Origin of the sequence: Nitrosomonas sp. Nm33, assembly GCF_900107265.1 — a bacterium.
Classification (GTDB): Bacteria; Pseudomonadota; Gammaproteobacteria; order Burkholderiales; family Nitrosomonadaceae; genus Nitrosomonas.
The window spans coordinates 1-15,611 of sequence record NZ_FNPJ01000010.1 but is presented as its reverse complement, the minus strand read 5'-3'; the positions used below and the strand labels follow the sequence as shown (position 1 = coordinate 15,611).

Sequence of the window (15,611 nt, the reverse complement as noted above, 5' to 3'; positions counted from 1 at the left end):
GGTTTACACCAGCACCCCATCAATCAGTTGTAAAACCCGTTCTGCTTGATTGGCAAGATGGGTGTCATGCGTGACAATGATGAGGCTGGCATTGACCTTGCGATTGAGTTCCAGCATTAAATTAAACACCCCCTCGGCGGTGTGGCGATCAAGGTTGCCAGTAGGCTCATCAGCCAGCACGCAGGCAGGTTGGGTCACCAGTGCTCGCGCTACGGCCGCTCGCTGACGCTCTCCCCCAGAAAGCTCACCAGGCGTATGAGTAAGGCGATGACCCAGGCCGACGTGCTGCAGCATTTCTGCTGCGCGCTCCATCGCTTCTCGTTTATTCAAGCGCCGTATCAGCAGCGGCATGGCAACGTTTTCCTGGGCGCTGAACTCTGGCAACAAATGGTGGAACTGATAAATAAAACCCAGTGAATGATTGCGTAATTGACATCTATTTTCTTCGTTGATGTTGGTAAGATCTTGTCCCAACAGCAGTATCTCCCCCTTGCTCGGAGAGTCCAGCCCACCTAGCAGATGCAGTAGCGTGCTTTTGCCCGAGCCGGAGGCACCGACCACCGAAACCATTTCCCCCTTGTTCAGCGTCAGATTGACTCCTTGCAATACGGGTACTTCGAGCTTGCCCTGAAAGTAGCTTTTATAGAGATTCTTGCATGAAATGACTGTGTTATTCATAGCGCAGCGCCTCCGCCGGATTAACTTTTGATGCGCGGTAGCTTGGGTAAAGCGTTGCAAGGAGGGTAAGCGTGAAGGAGACCGCTGCTACCGTTACGATGTCATCAAACTGGGGATCAGAAGGTATTTCACTGATGTAATAAACTTCCTGGGAGAGAAACTGAATGCTAAATAGCCGCTCAATGAACGCGACTACTTCTCCCACATTATAAGCTAGCAGTATTCCGCTAATGAGACCCAGCACCGTACCAAGGACGCCGATTAACGTCCCCTGGACAATGAATATTTTCATAATACTGCCAGGACTTGCACCCAAGGTGCGCAGGATGGCGATATCCGATTGCTTGTCAGTCACGGCCATCACTAACGTGGAGACGATGTTGAACGCTGCGACTGCGATGATTAATGCCAGAATCAGTGACAGCATGCGCTTCTCGATCTGAATAGCTCTGAAGTAAGTTGCGTGCTGCTGCGTCCAGTCACTGAAGTAATTGTTGGCAGGGATCACTAACGAGAGGTCGCCGACAACTTGGGGTGCCTGAAACATATCTTGCAGCTTCAGTCGCACGCCAGATACCTGGTTGGGCTCCATGCGATAAAGTTTCTGCGCATCCGCCATGTGGATTAATGCTAAGCCAGAATCGTATTCATTATGGCCGGCTTCAAACACACCGGTTACAGTGAATTGTTTTAGACGAGGTAATATCCCTGCGGGTGTTACTTGACCTTGTGGAGAGATCAGGACAATCTTATCGCCTGGGAATGCACCCAGACTGCGCGCCAGTTCGACTCCAATGACGATACCGAATTCACCTGCTTTCAACTGATTAAGTTCGCCTATCACCATCATTTGTGCGAAATCAGCTACGCGATTTTCGTAGTCTGGTAAAATCCCGCGCACCATGACTCCCCGTACGACCTGATTATGCGAGAGCATGCCTTGTGCACTGACATAAGGGGCTGTAGCGATTACTTGCGGATTCTTGCTCGCTGTGTCAGCAATTTGTTGCCAGTTAGTTAAAGTCCCGCTGATGCCGCTGATTTGAACATGCGAGGCAACACCGAGTATGCGTGAGCGGACTTCCTTATGAAAGCCATTCATCACTGACATGACCGTGATGAGTGCTGTCATGCCCAGCGTGATACCCAGTAAGGAAATCAGGGAAATAAAAGAAATAAAGTGATTACGCCGTTTTGCGCGTGTGTAGCGTAAGCCGATTAACAGTTCATAGAGGAACACGAATATTTTTCCTGGAAAAAAATGAGATCTTGTGTGTTATATATTCTAAATGAAGCTGAGTGAGTAAATGCCAGGAAATTTCCAGAGGAAGTCTGAATTTCTACCAAATTCCAGAAAGTACCTCTAGTCTTCAGTATAATTAATCAAGAGAAAACAGGATTTGATGTAATTGGATTATGTTGCGTGAGGGAAAGGTTCGGATTATTGGCGGCAAATGGCGCAGTCGAGTGATTACTTTTCCTGATGAGAAGTATTTACGGCCAACACCTGATCGAATACGAGAAACGGTATTTAATTGGTTGGGACAGGATTTAGCCGGTAAGCATTGTTTGGATTTATTCGCAGGGAGTGGGGCGATGGGTTTTGAGGCCGCGTCACGGGGGGCAGAGCGCGTCGTGATGGTTGAACTGAATAGGAGCATAATGCATCAATTACATGCTACCCGGGAGAAACTGGATGCAACTCAAGTGGAATTAGTGAAGATGAATGCGCTAGCGTTTATTGCTTCTGATGTGAGGCAATATGATGTCATTTTTTTAGATCCCCCTTTCCAGTTTGATCTGCTGCCTGAATTTATCACGCGGCTTCCTTCACATATGACAGAAGGCGGTTTGGTTTATATTGAAAGTGATCATATAGTCGATCTGGATGAACAATGGCTCGTATGGCGCAGTGGACGGGCAGGCAAGGTTTGTTATCACTTATTGAAATTGAAAAAAAATGGATAAGGCTGTTTATCCTGGAACTTTCGACCCATTGACTCGTGGTCATGAAGATCTAGTACGTCGTGCGGCAAAATTGTTTGATCAGGTTATCGTAGCAGTCGCTGCAGATAGTGGTAAAGCGCCCTTTTTTTCATTGGATGATCGCATCCAAATGGCACAAGAAGTGCTAAAGGATTATCCAAATATTAAGGTGGTGGGGTTTGCTGGTTTGTTGACTGTATTTTTGCAACAACAAAATGCCCGCATTATTCTGCGGGGCTTACGTGCTGTGTCTGACTTTGAATATGAGTTTCAACTGGCAGGAATGAATCGTTGTCTTTATCCAGATGTTGAAACTGTTTTTTTAACCCCATCTGAGCAATATTTGTTTATTTCTGCAACGATTGTACGAGAAATTGCCAGGTTGGGAGGAAATGCAGACAAATTCGTGCACCCCATTGTTGCGGAGCAGTTACGCAAGAAAATGAAAAACTGATTTTTTGAGGTTATTGAGATGGCGTTATTAATTACCGATGAGTGTATCAATTGTGATGTTTGCGAACCGGAATGTCCAAATGAAGCAATTTCGCAAGGTGAAGAAATTTATGAAATTAATCCCAATTTATGCACAGAGTGTGTGGGGCATTATGATACGCCTCAATGTGTTGAGGTTTGCCCCGTCAATTGTATTGTCACCAATCCAGGAGTGATTGAGAGTCGTGAGCAATTATTAGCTAAATATCATGCACTGGTTACTGACGCGGAGCGAGCTCCTCAGGAATAGCATAACGCCTTGGTCCAAAAATGGCAGTGCCTATCCGTACTATCGTTGCACCCTCTGCAATCGCAATATCCATATCTTCAGACATGCCCATTGATAGTGTGTCGATATCGAATCCATCCTTTTTGAGCTGCTCAAAGATCTTCCGCATTATTTCAAATTGCTCGCGTTGCAGTGCAGTCGCAGAAGTAAGCTCGGGTACTGCCATTAATCCTCGTAATTTTAGGCGGGGGAGTTGACTGACAAAAGCAGCTAGCTCTGCAGCCTGCTCGGGCGCAACACCACTTTTGGTAACTTCGCCACTGACATTGACTTGTACACAGACTTGTAGCGGCGGGAGTGATTCAGGTCTCGCGTTAGATAAGCGAACAGCAATTTTTTCTCGATCCACACTATGTACCCACAAAAAGTTTTCTGCAATGGGCGTTGTTTTGTTGCTTTGGATCGGGCCAATAAAATGCCACTCTATGGGTAAATCAGCAAGCGCGCGAATTTTTATTAACCCTTCCTGCAAATAGTTTTCTCCAAATACAGTTTGTCCTGCTTCCCAGGCTTCTCTTACCTTCTCAGGAGGATTAGTTTTGCTGGCAGCTAATAACAGAATGTCCTCTGGTTGTCGTCCTGCATTCCTGGCAGCTTCTGCAATACGGGATTTAATTGCTTGCAGACGTGTGGCAATTGTCGTCATGATTTATTAATGGCAATGAAAAAACAATGAAATAGTGCGAGTTGGGAAAAGTAACGCTGGACAAGGTTAACTATCAGTTACCTAATATCTTCTCAATTTTTATTTATCCTTACCGTTATGAACAAACAGGCTTTTACTTTCAGCTGGAAAACCAGAGAAAAGCTTGTGTAGACCAGTATTACCTATTCATAGTACATAGTATCTAGGGAACATAAATGAACATAGTAGAACTACTTGCCTTTGTGGTCAAGAATAATGCATCTGATTTGCATTTGTCTGCCGGTATGCCGCCAATGATTCGCGTGCATGGGGATGTCAGGCGCATCAATTTGCCAGCAATGGAGCATAAAGACGTCCATGATATGATTTATGACATCATGAACGATAGTCAGCGCAAATTCTATGAAGAGCATCTGGAATGCGATTTTTCTTTTGCTGTACCTAATCTTGCGCGTTTTCGGGTAAATGCATTCAATACCCATCGTGGTGCAGCCTCAGTAATGCGGACGATTCCATCAAATGTGTTAACACTGGAACAGATTAAAGCACCCAAAATTTTTGCAGAAATTGCACAGCAACCTCGTGGTGTAGTGCTGGTGACAGGTCCAACCGGTTCTGGTAAGTCAACCACATTGGCTGCGATGATCAATGATATTAATGAGAATCAGTATGGTCATATTTTAACACTCGAGGATCCGATCGAGTTCGTTCATGAAAGTAAAAAATGCTTGATCAATCAACGCGAAGTCGGGAGAGATACGCATAGTTTCGCTAATGCATTGCGCGCTGCTTTGCGGGAAGATCCGGACATTATTTTAGTGGGTGAGATGCGTGATTTAGAGACGATTCCCCTGGCGATGACTGCGGCAGAAACAGGTCATTTGGTGTTTGGCACTCTGCATACCAGTTCTGCGGCCAAAACCATCGATCGTGTTATCGATGTTTTCCCGGCTGAAGAAAAGGAAATGGTACGAGCCATGCTATCTGAATCACTACGGGCAGTGATTTCTCAGACATTGTTGAAAACTAAAGATGGAACTGGCAGGGTCGCAGCGCATGAAATCATGATTGGCACCCCTGCCATCCGTAATCTGATTCGGGAAGGAAAAGTGGCGCAAATGTATTCAACTATTCAGACCAGTCAGGGTGTTGGAATGCAGACACTCGATCAAAACTTGGCTGATCTGGTGAAGCGCAATGTCGTTTCCATTGCGGAGGCAAGAGCCAAAGCAATGAACAAGGACAATTTTCGAGGTTGATGTGCCTAATAGGAAAGGGTTTAAGAATCTATCATGGAACAAGAGCAGGCAATAAAATTTATGCATGATTTGCTGCGTTTAATGCTCGGCAAAAAGGCTTCCGATTTGTTTATCACAGCTGGCTACCCGCCTGCGTTTAAAATTGACGGGAAAATGACGCCCGTATCCCAGCAGCAGCTCTCCCCGCAGCACACTGCGCAACTTACGCGTGCCATCATGAATGACAAGCAGGCAGCAGAGTTTGCAGCGACCAAGGAGTGCAACTTTGCCATTCATCCAGCAGGAATCGGACGATTTCGTGTGAATGCTTTTATCCAACAACAGCGAGTTGGTCTCGTGATCCGCACGATTACCACACAAATTCCAAAATTCGATGATTTGGGTCTGCCACCTGTGCTAAAAGATGTGGTGATGAGCAAGCGTGGCCTGGTTATTTTTGTAGGAGGTACCGGCTCAGGCAAATCGACATCGCTTGCTGCCCTGATCGGTCACCGGAATCAGAATAGCTATGGCCATATCATCACCATTGAAGACCCGGTTGAATATGTGCATGAGCATATCAACTGCGTCATCACGCAACGGGAAGTTGGCGTGGATACTAATTCTTGGGAAGCAGCACTAAAGAATACATTGCGCCAGGCACCCGATCTCATTTTGATTGGTGAGATTCGTGATCGTGAGACGATGGAACATGCAATTGCTTTTGCTGAGACAGGCCATTTATGCATGGGAACACTGCATGCCAATAGTGCCAATCAGGCGCTTGACCGCATTATTAATTTCTTCCCGGAAGAACGACGAGCGCAGCTGCTGATGGATTTATCATTAAATTTGAGAGCATTGATCGCGCAACGGTTGATTCCCAAGAAAGAAGGAAAAGGGCGAGTGGCAGCTATTGAGGTGATGCTGAATTCCCCATTGATTTCAGATCTGATTTTTAAAGGTGAGGTACATGAAATCAAAGAGATCATGAAGAAATCGCGAGAGCTCGGCATGCAAACTTTTGATATGGCGTTATTTGAGCTTTACGAGGCTGGCCTGATCAGTTATGAGGATGCGCTGAGAAATGCAGATTCCATGAATGAATTGCGCTTGCAAATCAAACTGCACGGTTCAGAAGCGCAACACAAAAACATCAATGAAGGTATTGAGCATTTGACGATTACCTGATTTATGACAGTGAAGTCGTCATTGTGATTTAAAAAATTTCCGGCAGTTTGGCTTTCACCAAACTGCCGTTTAGAATTACAGCTTCTCAACGATAACCCGATTATTCAGTTTTGAGATATCTGCAAAACTAGTGGTAAGGATTATTCTTTTGACAATAAAGATCGTCCATTTAAATTCTGAGGTAAGCGATTATTATCAGTGTAGAAGGTTTTTAGTTGATTAAGTTGGGCTTCTGAAATAGTGATCATTTTTGGTAGAATGTACCATTGAACACCTTCACTACAGGGCGGCGTTGTTAGAGATCCGGCCAGGGTGAAGTATTTGATTGGTTGATCAAGTGTTGGTAGTAATGCTGCAGGGTTGATTTGCAAGCCGGAATTTGGGTTTTTTCCGGCAGCATGAGGTGTGTTATCTAGAATTGTTTGGAATGTTGGGTTTTCTTCTCCTAGGTTGACCGCAACTGCCAAAACAACAAGTCTGCCATCATTTTTGACATGAACATAGTGCAATTCAGCTGGAAATTTTGTATTACCCACGACATGTTCGCTAGGCGCATGAAAATGCAATTGGATTAACGGGAAAGATTCCTCTCCAACCTTAAGTGCCCCAGGGTAATTAGTCGATGTATTGACTTGTACTGCATGACCGGTGTTGTTGAAAACCGGATTGTTATCAACAGGGTACGAAATTTCTAGCGAATTAAGCTCGGTCTCATCAATTGTTGCAGAGGCCAAATCGACTGGAGATTGATGCTGTCCTACGCCGCATTCTGCAAAGGGAAAACTTAGCGGTGGCACTTGAGTGGTATCTTGAATGGCCCACCATGTTGCTTGCTCTCCATGATCCCAATGAGGTGGTGACTGTGAAAAAGCACTTGTTGCGCAGCATGCAATAACAGCAGATAGTAAGTTATTTAATAATTTCCTTTTCATTGATCCCTCCGGCTATAACTAATTATTAGATTAACAAGTATGTGTTCTGCAGTAATCAACCATTGGCGATTGCTCTTTTGGATTGGCTGATCCTTGTCCTGATCCTGAATCGGTTTCTTTTGACAATTCTGAGGTTTCTTTTTTAGTTGATGAATCAGATTGCTGTGTTGGCAGTATCAGATTATTTGAGTCTGTTGATGAATTGGATGAATTGGATGAATTGGATATATTTTCTGTCGTGTCTGCTGCGAAACAGGAAATACTGAAACTTAGTGCGACAATTAATAAAACTTTAGTAAACATCATAAGGCCCTCTGTATCAAAAGAATTTATAAAAATAAAGACTCATTTAAATATTAAATTTATTTTCATATAAAATCAATGTCTTGCATCGTAAATGGCTTTAATTGAGCCGATATAATATAAATATAAAAGTAAAAGCTATTTGGTTAAAGTTTAGTGAGCTAAGCCTCTCACTTATCTTTTTCTTAATCTGCGTAAATTATTCTCCGTTCAAGTAACATGATATAAGCGGCTACAAATACATAATCTTTAGTCCTAGCAGATCAGCAATGCTTTTGCTACTTGAATAACTTTTTAATAAACATAGAACTTCCCTCCGTTGTAAAGAAATAAAATGAAAATGGTGAATTAAAAATGAGGAAGCAGAAAAAATGTCGTCAATTTGTATTTATCTTTCGTCCAAGAATACTGACTAAGCGCCATTCGAATTCTTGTGCACCATCCGAATCTAAAAACATTGAAAGTGCGCCTTTGGATAAGGGCAGTACTGTCAAATCGATAGTGTATTCCTTCGTTTCAAGCGGTATTTCAGAAGATGTACCTACTATCTGCGAGGGGATCAGCTTGATAATGACTTGTTCGATAGCGTAATCTTTATTACCGTTGTAAATGCTGCCATTAAAGATTCTCCAACCGAAACCAGCATTAATCTTGAGTTTATTCATTGCGTCAGAGGGAAGTGTTATCACATTTGAATTGTCATCAGGAGAGGCATCATTGCACTGCTTTCTCAATTCATGTTTTTGATTGCTATTTTGTACAGAAATTTTTAAGCAATGATCATCATCAGCTAAAGCTGGATTAGCGGCAGTCATATGAGGCCAGAGAGTAATAAATATCAGCATAAACCTGGCCAGTAAAAATTGTTGCATTAATAAATTCCTTCTCTGTTTTTGCTTATTTAGATCTTAGCCTTTATATAAAGTACATTACTTAAGCTAAATAAAATGTGAAGATGAGCTAGTTTTGAACAAATTAAATGAAATTTTGGATTATCACTTATGATAACAATGCGATATGCCAAACTTATTGATATAAATTAATTCATTAAACTAAACTTGATTTTGTTAAATCAATAAATATCAATTTGAGTTCAGATAGTAAGATGTAGTATTTGCGAAAATTTATAATTATCTATCTTTTAATAACGCATTGATAAGTTATTAAAAGATCATTTCTACTTGTTGTTTCTTTAAGCTCCTTCAAACATTGGATTTATTAATTTTCTGTTTTGTCAGAATGTTATTATTTATTAGTACCTAGAAATATACTCTTTAATAACAGCGTAAATAAAAAAGGAATAAAACTCATCCCTGTCACCCAGTAATGCTCATAAGTGAATTGATCGCCTTCATCCATTATGATATACGTGAAGAAAATACCAACAGGTGCAATCAAGGAAAGGAATTGAATTAATAAAAATAATCTTTTAATCATATGGGGTTATCTCATATATTAATTTCTATCAATTATTTAAAATCTGATAGGTTTCTGTTTAGTCAAAGTAATTTGAGTTTAGTATAAAAGATTTTTGAGCTTACTGTGTGTAAGAAGATAAATGGAAGTTATACTTGTTATTACCAATTTTCCTGACAAAGCAAGCGCGTTAACGCTTGCTCAAAAACTCGTTGAAAGTAGGGCTGCAGCGTGCATTAATATTTTGGCTGAATCCACTTCAGTATACCGGTGGCAGGGAGAGACTGAAATAAGCAATGAAGTACCTGTCTTAATCAAAACACTGGCGGAACATTATGCCATGGTGGAAAAAATCATCAAAACTATGCACCCTTATGAACTCCCTGAGATTATTGCAGTCCCTGTAAAGATAGGATTGCCGGCATACATGCAGTGGGTTGCTGATGAGGTAACCGATCATTTTTGAATTAACAATATTAAAAAACAAATTTGAGCCAGCTATGCGTTTAATTCAATTTTTTCTGATTTTATTTTGTCTTATTAGCACAAATGTGGTCGCCGAAGAAGAAAAGCGCTCCAGTGTGTTATCGATCTTGCAGAAATTAGGTGCTAGTTTTGGGCAAGCAGAACAGGAGTTGCTACCCCCCGATGAGGCATTTAAGTTTTCAATCGAGGTGCGTGATGAACACACGCTCATTGCCAATCTTATTCCTGCAAAAGATTACTATCTTTATCGTGACAAAATTGCCTTTGAGCCGAAAAGTGATGGCATCTACATAGAAAAAATTACATTACCACCCGGCAAGATGAAGGAGGATCTGACCTTTGGTAAAACGGAAGTTTACTATCAACCTGTCCAGGCAATTATTTCCTTAAAGCGAGAACCATCTTCAGAAAACCAGCTTTCTTTTGCCGCAACTTATCAGGGTTGTAATGAGCCGGTAGGCGTATGCTATGCGCCGATCAAAAAAGAAAGGGATATCACCCTGCCGGCAATCAAAGCAGCTTTGAATACGGTTGCTGAAACGATTAGTGGTAGCGCAACAGCTGCGAATGTGGATGCAGCTGCTGAATTGTTTCAAACCCCTGCCGGATTGCCTGCAATTGAGACTGAGTCTTACAAAATCGAGCAAATGTTTGCGAGTGGTAATTTCTGGTTGATATTGACTGGTTTTTTTGGCATAGGCTTGCTGCTTGCTTTTACGCCATGCGTTTTTCCTATGTTTCCGATTTTATCGGGCATCATTGCTAATAGAAGTCAGCATCTTACTAAACGGCGCGGCTTTGTTCTTGCGTTGGCTTATGTTCTGGGAATGGCGATAGCTTATGCCATTGCAGGTATTGCCGCTGGGCTGTCAGGTGCTATGCTGTCTGCTGCCTTACAAAATGCCTGGGTATTAGGTACTTTTGCGCTGATCTTTGTCATGCTGGCTTTTTCGATGTTTGGTTTTTATGAATTGCAATTGCCCAGTTTTCTCCAGAGCAAGCTTTCAGAGGAAGCAGGTCACTTGAGAGGTGGGCATTTATCTGGGGTATTTGGCATGGGGGCATTGTCTGCCTTGATCGTGAGTCCTTGTGTAGCTGCTCCCCTTGCAGGTGCACTGCTCTATATCAGCCAAACCCGCGACGTCGTACTGGGTGGGTCGGCATTATTTATGATGGCATTAGGTATGGGTGTACCGCTGTTATTATTAGGTCTTTCTGCGGGTGCGCTGTTACCCAAATCAGGTTCATGGATGGAATCAATCAAGCAGGTTTTTGGTGTGCTGTTACTGGCGGTCGCTATCTGGTTGATATCACCAGTGGTTTCTGAGATCGTTCATATGTTGTTGTGGTCAGCACTACTTATCATTTCAGCAATTTATCTGCATGCGATCGATCCGTTACCTGAAAGAGCATCTGGTTCCAGAAAATTTCTTAAAGGCATAGGAGTCATTGCGTTACTGACTGGGGTTGCCCTTTTGATCGGTGTATTGTCTGGCAGCCGGGATATTCTGCAGCCGCTCTCAAAATTGAGTATCGCCAGTGTCGGGAATAATGAAGTGGCGCAGTCAGTTGGATTTGATCAAGCTGACCATCTGCCATTTCAGCGGATAAAAACGATTGCTGAGCTTGAAGAGGTTATCCAGCAGTCGAGAAACAAATACATCATGGTGGATTTTTATGCCGACTGGTGTATTTCCTGCAAGGAAATGGAGCGCTTCACATTTACTGATACGAAAGTGCAGGCGCGGTTGAGAGATGTGGTTTTATTGCAAGTAGATGTGACTGCTGGAACGACGGATGATGCAGCGCTACTGAAACGTTTCAAACTGTTTGGTCCACCGGGAATTCTATTTCTTGACCGTCAAGGGGACGAGGTGCCGAACATCAAAATTATTGGCTATCTCAATAAGGAAGATTTCCTTACTGTATTGGATGCGATATTGATTTAGTTCAACTGTCTTATCGTTTATTTTATCAACAAGGGAAGATTGCATGTCAAAGTTAGGCAAGCTGATGCTTTATGTTGCTATCGCTTTCGGGGCGATAACTGCAGGATTTATATTCAAGGCCCACCAGATGACTTCACAGTTGAGCAGCACTGAAAAGCAAGCGGGTGCGGAATCGTTCTTTGCTGCTAGTCTGCCGGATATCGAAGGCAATACGCAGTCTTTCTCTCAATGGCGCGGAAATGTGCTGCTCGTAAATTTCTGGGCTACCTGGTGTGCACCCTGTCGTGAAGAAATACCAGATTTTATTGAAACACAAGATAAATTTCGTGAACAGGGATTGATCCTGGTAGGCGTTGCTATCGATCAAAAAGAAAAGGTAGAAGCGTTTAGTAAAGAGTTTGCTATTAATTATCCTGTCGTAGTGGGAGATCTTGATGCTTTTTCACTAGCAGAGGCAATGGGCAATCCGCAAGGTGCGTTACCTTATACAGTAATGATCAATCGTTCTGGAGAAATTGTTGATACCCATTTAGGTCGCATTCACATGGATAAAGTCGAAAAAATACTGAAATCCTTGCTATAAATTTTTGTAAAGAATGCAGTTGGCCGACATCATATTGGCTATTCATTTTTTGTTCGTGCTATTTGTTGTTGGCAGTCTTCCTCTTATTTGGATTGGCGCCTGGCTGCACTTGAAATTTGTCCGTAGTCTTGTATTCCGACTCACCCATCTGGCAGCCATATTGTTTGTTGTGGGTGAGTCGCTGATAGGTATTATTTGCCCACTGACGAGGTGGGAGTATGAGCTGCGTGGAATCGAAGCAGAACGAAGCTTTATACAGTACTGGTTACATCGAATGTTATATTATGATTTTCCTGAAGGCGTGCTCACAGCAAGTTATGTGGTATTTGCGCTTTTAGTAGTTATAACTTTTAAGTTTGTTCCACCAGTCATTCCCAGAAAATTCAAGTTTAAGCGTTAGTAATGTTAGTGATGAGTAGTTTAATCACTTTCTGTTTCGTTTAAACTATTTTTGGTAAAGGGGATGAGTTCTGCAATGGGTGGTTCAAATATTTCCTCATCAAAAGCTTTGTCCCCATCAGCAACGGGGCTACCATCTGGTTTGAGTCCTTGGAAATCGTAGCGCGCGCTGTCTACTAAATGAGATAATTGCACATTCTGCAGTGCCGTAAACATTGTCTCAAGTCTTCCTGGGAATTTTTTATCCCATTGTTGCATCATTTCTTTGATCACCTGGCGCTGCATATTTGGCTGGGAGCCACACAAGTTACAGGGAATAATTGGAAAATTCTCAATTTCAGCGTAAGCAGCCAGATCTTTTTCTTTGCAATAGGCCAGTGGACGAATTACGATATGATGGCCGTCATCACTAATTAGCTTAGGTGGCATTGCTTTGAGCTTGCCACCATAAAACATGTTGAGGAAAAAAGTTTCGAGTATGTCATCTCTATGATGACCCAAAGCTATTTTAGTGGCACCTAATTCAGTTGCTACACGATAGAGTACTCCACGGCGCAAACGGGAACATAAACTACATGTTGTTTTTCCCTCAGCAATAACCCGCTTGACTACACTATAGGTATCCTGCTCAACAATGCGAAATGGCATGCCAATTTGAGTGAGATATTCAGGTAAAACATGCTCAGGGAAACCAGGTTGCTTCTGGTCCAGGTTGACGGCAATCAGTTCAAAATCCAAGGGAGCATGGGCCTGGAGATTGCGCAAAATATCGAGCAGAGCATAGCTGTCTTTTCCACCCGATAAACACACCATTACTCGGTCGCCAGGTTCGATCATATTAAAATCAGCGATTGCCGTCCCTACCAGGCGGCGTAATCGTTTACGAAGCTTGTTGGTGTTATATTGCACTTTTTTGGATAAGGGTTCCATCATGAGAAATGTCGTAGGTGTGAAAGTTCTAAAATACCTTATTGGTTATATTGCCATTGTCGCAACAGACTAAATAGTTTAACAGCCGGAACAATAAAACAGTAACGCATTCTAACAATTGGATTTAAAATGATTGTTTTGTATCATAGGAGGCACAAAGGGCAGAATTATATGAAGAAGCTCGTAGCGGTATGCTTCTCGATTTTGATGTTCTGGGTGGTGAGTGTATCTGCTGATTTGAATCACAATCACCATAGTACAAATCCTACAGTCATTGGTAAGCCAGGTGATCCTGCCAATGTGACACGCATGATAGAAATAAAGACAATGGATAATCGTTTTTTACCTTCCAAGATTAATGTGAAGCAAGGTGAGACTATCAGATTTCTTGTTAAGAATGAAGGTATGAGACGACATGAAATGGTCATTGATACAATGGAAAATTTAAAAAAACATGCCAAAATGATGCGTTCAAACCCTGGCTTCATCAGTGATGATCCTAATTACGTTGATATGCTGCCAGGCGAGCAAAAAGAGCTCGTATGGCACTTTACAGAAAGTGGTATAGTTAACTTTGCTTGTGGTTATCCTGGACATTTCAAACAGATGCGCGGCAAGATATATGTGGAGATGAAATGAGAATAGAAATTAACAGATTTTTGTTGAAATCAATGGTGGCTGGTGCATTAGCATTGACAGCATTTTCGACTTTTGCTGCTGAAACAGTTGAAGTTTATAAAAGTCCGACATGTGGTTGTTGCTCAAAATGGATTGATCATCTGAGAGATAATGGGTTTATTGTCAATTCACATGATGTTGGTAATAAAGAGGCAAGAGCGCGCGCAGGCATCTCTCCTTCTTTAGGCTCTTGCCATACCGCCTTGGTCAACGGCTATGCCATTGAAGGTCATGTTCCTGCGCGGGATATCAAACGGCTTCTTCGAGAACGCCCTGAAGCAGTTGGTCTGGCAGTTCCTGATATGCCCCATGGTTCTCCAGGTATGGAAGGTACGCGTAGTGACCCTTACGATGTACTTTTGGTCAAGCAAAAAGGCGATCAACGACGTGATGCCACTGTTTACAGCAGTTATCCCGCTAAATAAAAAAGCTATAAGTAAAATCAGATAATTTGCCATTAAAAATCTAAAAGATTTTTGCTTTTTTATATTCTTATGCGGCCTGGAAAGAAAAAGTATTTGCTGCTGACATTAGCGATAAGTGGATTTATTTTAATGTCAGGCTGTACAGATTCTATTTCTATTGCCAATAAGCTTCTGCAGCAGATCCAGCAAGGCCAGACTGAAATAGTTGAGCGAAATTTTGATACCGCCCAGATTGCTCGTGGGCGGGCAATTTTCCAGGAGAATTGTGCTGTTTGCCATGGACCAAATGCTGAAGCAACACCCAATTGGCGGAAACCACTGGAAAACGGGCGGTACCCACCGCCTCCTTTGGATGGCACGGCGCATGCCTGGCATCATTCGACTGAGGAATTAAAACGTTTTATTTTAAAGGGCGGACCTCCCGGAGAAGGGCGTATGCCTGGCTGGGAAGGTAAACTCACAGAACAGGAAATTGATGATATTCTCGTCTGGATTAAGTCTTTATGGCCTGATGAAGTATATGATACTTGGTACAAACGAATTGAGAACCGGCAATAGTCCGTTTTATCAAGCATAAGCAAGCTGACTTCGAATCAGAAGGCTGGTTGGCTTATGCTTTTCTTAATTATGCGTTGAATAGATAGTTATTATTCAGTATTCATTCCATTTCTAAATCAAACATGACTTTGTCGGCTCTCCTTGCCGTATTATTCTAATTCGCACTAGAAACTGCATTAATAATCCAATTCCAGCCGGTTATACTTTTGATTAAAGCTGGGGCATTTTCGAGATTACATAATGCATTAACCAAATGATTCTCGAGCGCGTCGATGCTGTCAAATGCACGATTATAAAAATATTTTTCTCGCAGTTCGTCCCAAAGGTGTTCCTGCGGATTCAATTCAGGTGAATACGGTGGCAGGAATAACAAACGGATGTTCTCAGGCAAATCGAAATCCTTACTTTTATGCCAGCCGGCACCATCAAGGA

The 15,611-nt window shown here is 42.5% G+C and carries 20 protein-coding genes; 13 read left to right on the top strand and 7 right to left on the bottom strand.

Features of this window, described 5'->3' with window-relative positions; genetic code table 11:
- Positions 1 to 3: 3 nt before the first annotated feature.
- Together lolD and BLV54_RS03610 are read right to left on the bottom strand one after the other, a co-directional pair.
- Entirely contained in the window at positions 4 to 678 is a 675-nt protein-coding gene (lolD, locus tag BLV54_RS03615; RefSeq protein ID WP_090567908.1) for a lipoprotein-releasing ABC transporter ATP-binding protein LolD, read from the bottom strand.
- On the bottom strand, positions 671 to 1,918 hold the full coding sequence (locus tag BLV54_RS03610) for a lipoprotein-releasing ABC transporter permease subunit (RefSeq protein WP_090567906.1): 1,248 nt from the start codon (positions 1,916 to 1,918) through the stop codon (positions 671 to 673). Before BLV54_RS03610 ends, lolD begins: the two co-directional genes overlap by 8 nt.
- Before the next feature lie 176 nt (positions 1,919 to 2,094).
- On the opposite strand from BLV54_RS03610, the gene rsmD reads away from it, so the two are divergent.
- Genes rsmD through BLV54_RS03595 form a run of 3 tightly spaced genes read left to right on the top strand, consistent with a single transcriptional unit; the run spans position 2,095 to position 3,406 of the window.
- Positions 2,095 to 2,646, top strand: coding sequence for a 16S rRNA (guanine(966)-N(2))-methyltransferase RsmD (rsmD, locus tag BLV54_RS03605; RefSeq protein WP_090567903.1), 552 nt, complete (start codon positions 2,095 to 2,097; stop codon positions 2,644 to 2,646).
- On the top strand, positions 2,639 to 3,118 hold the full coding sequence (coaD, locus tag BLV54_RS03600; RefSeq protein ID WP_090567900.1) for a pantetheine-phosphate adenylyltransferase: 480 nt from the start codon (positions 2,639 to 2,641) through the stop codon (positions 3,116 to 3,118). Before rsmD ends, coaD begins: the two co-directional genes overlap by 8 nt.
- A gap of 18 nt (positions 3,119 to 3,136) precedes the next feature.
- A complete protein-coding gene (locus tag BLV54_RS03595) occupies positions 3,137 to 3,406 on the top strand; it encodes a YfhL family 4Fe-4S dicluster ferredoxin (RefSeq protein ID WP_090567898.1) in 270 nt (89 codons plus the stop codon).
- Here the strand turns inward: BLV54_RS03595 and BLV54_RS03590 are convergent.
- Complete coding sequence (locus tag BLV54_RS03590; protein ID WP_090567895.1) at positions 3,375 to 4,091, bottom strand: YggS family pyridoxal phosphate-dependent enzyme; 717 nt, start codon at positions 4,089 to 4,091, stop codon at positions 3,375 to 3,377. The two genes, BLV54_RS03595 and BLV54_RS03590, sit on opposite strands and share 32 nt — an antisense overlap.
- Positions 4,092 to 4,306: 215 nt before the next feature.
- Between BLV54_RS03590 and BLV54_RS03585 the strand changes: the two genes are divergently transcribed.
- A complete protein-coding gene (locus BLV54_RS03585) occupies positions 4,307 to 5,350 on the top strand; it encodes a type IV pilus twitching motility protein PilT (RefSeq protein ID WP_090567893.1) in 1,044 nt (347 codons plus the stop codon).
- Positions 5,351 to 5,383: 33 nt separating this feature from the next.
- Positions 5,384 to 6,520, top strand: coding sequence for a PilT/PilU family type 4a pilus ATPase (locus tag BLV54_RS03580; protein ID WP_090567890.1), 1,137 nt, complete (start codon positions 5,384 to 5,386; stop codon positions 6,518 to 6,520).
- Between the two features lie 140 nt (positions 6,521 to 6,660).
- Here the strand turns inward: BLV54_RS03580 and BLV54_RS03575 are convergent, their stop codons facing one another.
- Entirely contained in the window at positions 6,661 to 7,452 is a 792-nt protein-coding gene (locus tag BLV54_RS03575; RefSeq protein WP_090567889.1) for a carbonic anhydrase family protein, read from the bottom strand.
- An 82-nt stretch (positions 7,453 to 7,534) separates the two neighbouring features.
- Here BLV54_RS03575 and BLV54_RS03570 point away from each other — a divergent pair, with 82 nt between their 5' ends.
- Positions 7,535 to 7,828, top strand: a complete 294-nt coding sequence (locus BLV54_RS03570) for a hypothetical protein (protein WP_090567886.1) — start codon at positions 7,535 to 7,537, stop codon at positions 7,826 to 7,828.
- Positions 7,829 to 8,132: 304 nt separating this feature from the next.
- Here the strand turns inward: BLV54_RS03570 and BLV54_RS03565 are convergent, their stop codons facing one another.
- Complete coding sequence (locus BLV54_RS03565) at positions 8,133 to 8,627, bottom strand: hypothetical protein (RefSeq protein WP_090567884.1); 495 nt, start codon at positions 8,625 to 8,627, stop codon at positions 8,133 to 8,135.
- 686 nt (positions 8,628 to 9,313) lie between these two features.
- Between BLV54_RS03565 and cutA the strand changes: the two genes are divergently transcribed.
- The 4 genes from cutA to BLV54_RS03540 are packed head-to-tail and all read left to right on the top strand — an operon-like array spanning position 9,314 to position 12,589.
- Entirely contained in the window at positions 9,314 to 9,637 is a 324-nt protein-coding gene (gene cutA, locus BLV54_RS03555) for a divalent-cation tolerance protein CutA (protein ID WP_090567881.1), read from the top strand.
- Between the two features lie 34 nt (positions 9,638 to 9,671).
- Positions 9,672 to 11,606 (top strand): protein-disulfide reductase DsbD, encoded by a 1,935-nt coding sequence (gene dsbD / locus BLV54_RS03550; RefSeq protein ID WP_090567878.1) that lies wholly within the window; start codon positions 9,672 to 9,674, stop codon positions 11,604 to 11,606.
- Between the two features lie 43 nt (positions 11,607 to 11,649).
- Positions 11,650 to 12,189 carry a TlpA family protein disulfide reductase gene (locus BLV54_RS03545; RefSeq protein WP_090567875.1) on the top strand — a complete coding sequence of 180 codons (540 nt, stop codon included), beginning with the start codon at positions 11,650 to 11,652 and terminating at the stop codon, positions 12,187 to 12,189.
- Between the two features lie 13 nt (positions 12,190 to 12,202).
- The gene (locus BLV54_RS03540) at positions 12,203 to 12,589 is read left to right on the top strand and encodes a DUF2784 domain-containing protein (protein ID WP_176969660.1); all 387 of its coding nucleotides are present in this window, start codon (positions 12,203 to 12,205) and stop codon (positions 12,587 to 12,589) included.
- A gap of 20 nt (positions 12,590 to 12,609) precedes the next feature.
- On the opposite strand, the gene ttcA is transcribed toward BLV54_RS03540, so the two are convergent.
- Complete coding sequence (ttcA, locus tag BLV54_RS03535; protein WP_090567872.1) at positions 12,610 to 13,518, bottom strand: tRNA 2-thiocytidine(32) synthetase TtcA; 909 nt, start codon at positions 13,516 to 13,518, stop codon at positions 12,610 to 12,612.
- A 171-nt stretch (positions 13,519 to 13,689) separates the two neighbouring features.
- Between ttcA and BLV54_RS03530 the strand changes: the two genes are divergently transcribed.
- The 3 genes from BLV54_RS03530 (at position 13,690) to BLV54_RS03520 (ending at position 15,179) form a co-directional block, all read left to right on the top strand.
- Complete coding sequence (locus BLV54_RS03530) at positions 13,690 to 14,157, top strand: cupredoxin domain-containing protein (RefSeq protein WP_176969659.1); 468 nt, start codon at positions 13,690 to 13,692, stop codon at positions 14,155 to 14,157.
- The gene (locus tag BLV54_RS03525) at positions 14,154 to 14,621 is read left to right on the top strand and encodes a DUF411 domain-containing protein (RefSeq protein WP_090567867.1); all 468 of its coding nucleotides are present in this window, start codon (positions 14,154 to 14,156) and stop codon (positions 14,619 to 14,621) included. The genes BLV54_RS03530 and BLV54_RS03525 overlap by 4 nt, the downstream gene beginning before the upstream one ends.
- Before the next feature lie 129 nt (positions 14,622 to 14,750).
- Positions 14,751 to 15,179: a c-type cytochrome gene (locus tag BLV54_RS03520; RefSeq protein WP_090568036.1), complete on the top strand. Its 429-nt coding sequence runs from the start codon at positions 14,751 to 14,753 to the stop codon at positions 15,177 to 15,179.
- Between the two features lie 154 nt (positions 15,180 to 15,333).
- Here the strand turns inward: BLV54_RS03520 and BLV54_RS03515 are convergent.
- The coding region (locus tag BLV54_RS03515; protein ID WP_176969658.1) for a transposase at positions 15,334 to 15,611 on the bottom strand (278 nt) is incomplete at its 5' end.

Excerpts from the sequence above, each read along its gene's own strand:
- cutA (WP_090567881.1), top strand. The coding sequence starts at position 9,314 with ATGGAAGTTATACTTGTTATTACCAATTTTCCTGACAAAGCAAGCGCG.
- ttcA (WP_090567872.1), bottom strand. The coding sequence starts at position 13,518 with ATGGAACCCTTATCCAAAAAAGTGCAATATAACACCAACAAGCTTCGT.
- BLV54_RS03540 (WP_176969660.1), top strand. The coding sequence starts at position 12,203 with ATGCAGTTGGCCGACATCATATTGGCTATTCATTTTTTGTTCGTGCTA.
- dsbD (WP_090567878.1), top strand. The coding sequence starts at position 9,672 with ATGCGTTTAATTCAATTTTTTCTGATTTTATTTTGTCTTATTAGCACA.
- BLV54_RS03585 (WP_090567893.1), top strand. The coding sequence starts at position 4,307 with ATGAACATAGTAGAACTACTTGCCTTTGTGGTCAAGAATAATGCATCT.
- BLV54_RS03580 (WP_090567890.1), top strand. The coding sequence starts at position 5,384 with ATGGAACAAGAGCAGGCAATAAAATTTATGCATGATTTGCTGCGTTTA.
- BLV54_RS03530 (WP_176969659.1), top strand. The coding sequence starts at position 13,690 with ATGAAGAAGCTCGTAGCGGTATGCTTCTCGATTTTGATGTTCTGGGTG.
- coaD (WP_090567900.1), top strand. The coding sequence starts at position 2,639 with ATGGATAAGGCTGTTTATCCTGGAACTTTCGACCCATTGACTCGTGGT.
- BLV54_RS03575 (WP_090567889.1), bottom strand. The coding sequence starts at position 7,452 with ATGAAAAGGAAATTATTAAATAACTTACTATCTGCTGTTATTGCATGC.
- BLV54_RS03590 (WP_090567895.1), bottom strand. The coding sequence starts at position 4,091 with ATGACGACAATTGCCACACGTCTGCAAGCAATTAAATCCCGTATTGCA.
- BLV54_RS03525 (WP_090567867.1), top strand. The coding sequence starts at position 14,154 with ATGAGAATAGAAATTAACAGATTTTTGTTGAAATCAATGGTGGCTGGT.
- BLV54_RS03545 (WP_090567875.1), top strand. The coding sequence starts at position 11,650 with ATGTCAAAGTTAGGCAAGCTGATGCTTTATGTTGCTATCGCTTTCGGG.
- lolD (WP_090567908.1), bottom strand. The coding sequence starts at position 678 with ATGAATAACACAGTCATTTCATGCAAGAATCTCTATAAAAGCTACTTT.
- BLV54_RS03595 (WP_090567898.1), top strand. The coding sequence starts at position 3,137 with ATGGCGTTATTAATTACCGATGAGTGTATCAATTGTGATGTTTGCGAA.
- rsmD (WP_090567903.1), top strand. The coding sequence starts at position 2,095 with ATGTTGCGTGAGGGAAAGGTTCGGATTATTGGCGGCAAATGGCGCAGT.
- BLV54_RS03520 (WP_090568036.1), top strand. The coding sequence starts at position 14,751 with ATGTCAGGCTGTACAGATTCTATTTCTATTGCCAATAAGCTTCTGCAG.
- BLV54_RS03565 (WP_090567884.1), bottom strand. The coding sequence starts at position 8,627 with ATGCAACAATTTTTACTGGCCAGGTTTATGCTGATATTTATTACTCTC.